We start from the raw sequence: 1,721 nt of genomic DNA, 5'->3' as shown, positions 1-1,721 counted from the left end.
TCGTCGTGGACGTCCTGGCCCAGGTCGGACAGGTCGCGGAGCCCGAACTGGCGCGCACGGCGCGATCGGCCGTGGGGTCACTGCGTCGCGGCGTCGTCCTCGACCACATGGCCTGATCAGGCCGGGTCGAGCACCGAGGCGGCCTTCTCCAGACGTCCGATCGCTCGGCTCTGCCCGGTCGCCTCTCCCAGGAGATCCAACTTCTCGCGGTCCACGGGTCCTCGCCGACCGTCGGCATCCCCCTCGAACTCCGTCTCGACACCCCGCGTCCGGAGCCGGACCACCCCGCGGGCGGCGGTCAGATAGTCGGCGGCCTCGAGGACCGCCCTGCGATGCCGCGCGGCGAGGCCCGACCCCTCGTCCTCGGCGGCCGCCACGATGCCGTCGAGGTCTCCGTACTCCCGCAAGAGGGAGGCCGCGGTCTTGGTGCCGATACCCGCCACCCCCGGCAGACCGTCAGAGGCGTCACCGACCAGCACCGCGTAGTCCGCGTACACCCGCGCATCGTCGCCGGCGGGCAGGTCGAATCGCTCCGCGACGACCTCCGGGGTGTACGCGAGGCGCTTTCTCATCCCCGCCCCCACGTACACGACCGTGGTGGTCGCGGACGCCAGCTGGAACAGGTCTCGATCTCCGGTCACCACCAGCACCTCACGGTCGCGGGCGGCGAGCTCCGCCAGAACGTCGTCGGCCTCCGCGTCGGAAGCGGACGCCTGCGTGATGCCGGCCGCTGTGAGGATCTGCTGTATCGCACCGACCTGGGGGTGGAGTGAGGCGGGCGCGTCCTCACCGCCGTCGTCGCCGACCCGGTGGGCCTTGTACGAGGGCAGCAGCTCGACGCGCCAGTCGGGGCGCCACTCTCGGTCGAGGGCGACCACCAGGCCCGTCGGCGAGTACTCCTCGAGCAGTACCGACACCATGTCGCAGAACCCGCGCACCGCGTTGGCCGGTGCACCGTCCGGCCCGGTGATCTTCTCCGGTACCGAGTGGAACGCGCGGAACCACAGGCCGGCGCTGTCGAGAACCATGAGCGGGCCCTGGGACACCGCGCCTCCTCCGGTCGGGATCGGGCCGGGTGTCGGCCCGGCGCCAGGATAGTCGCCCCGTGCACCGTCGCCAGCGGTTCACGGCATCGACACGACCGGGCGGCGGCGAACCGGAAGACCCTAGGGTGGGGGGATGAGCACCGACTCCCCGGACCTCCACGCCCGACGACTCACGGCCGTGTGCGACCGCGCGCGGGAGATCGGCATCGACCACGTGGTGGTGTACTCCGGAGAGGACATGGCCTACCTCACCGGTGAACGCATGGACTCCCACGAGCGCCTCACGGCGATGGTCGTCCCCGTCGGCGGCGGGGTGCCCCTCCTCGTCGTCCCGGCCCTCGAGCTCACCGACGCCGTCCGCGCGGCAGCCGACCGGGTGGGTGCGGACCTGCACCCCTGGGCTGACGGAACGGATGCGGTGCCGCTCGTGGCGGGCACGGTGTCCGGCCGCGTCGCCGTGTCCACCGCGATGCCTGCCCTCCACCTCGTGCCGCTCCAGCTGGGCGTCGACGGCGAGGTGGTCCTCGCCTCGGAGGTGATCGACCACGTGCGGGCCGTCAAGACCCCTTCAGAGATCGACCAGCTCGCCGAGGCCGCCCGTCGCATCGACGCGGTCCACGCCCGGATGGGTGAGTTCCTCGTGGTCGGCCGCACCGAAGCGCAGGTGGGTGAGCT

2 protein-coding genes are annotated in these 1,721 nt (G+C 72.3%); one reads left to right on the top strand and one right to left on the bottom strand.

Annotated features, from left to right (window positions below):
- Positions 1-116: 116 nt before the first annotated feature.
- Positions 117-1,046, bottom strand: a complete 930-nt coding sequence (locus G6026_RS08060; RefSeq protein WP_182612869.1) for a 5'-3' exonuclease — start codon at positions 1,044-1,046, stop codon at positions 117-119.
- A 133-nt stretch (positions 1,047-1,179) separates the two neighbouring features.
- Here G6026_RS08060 and G6026_RS08055 point away from each other — a divergent pair.
- Positions 1,180-1,721: aminopeptidase P family N-terminal domain-containing protein (locus G6026_RS08055; protein ID WP_182612868.1), on the top strand; the 542-nt coding region annotated here is incomplete at its 3' end.

This window comes from Dietzia sp. DQ11-38-2, assembly GCF_014145055.1.
Lineage (GTDB): Bacteria > Actinomycetota > Actinomycetes > Mycobacteriales > Mycobacteriaceae > Dietzia.
The sequence above is the reverse complement of the archived record's forward strand: the minus strand, read 5'-3'. Positions and strand labels throughout refer to the sequence as shown.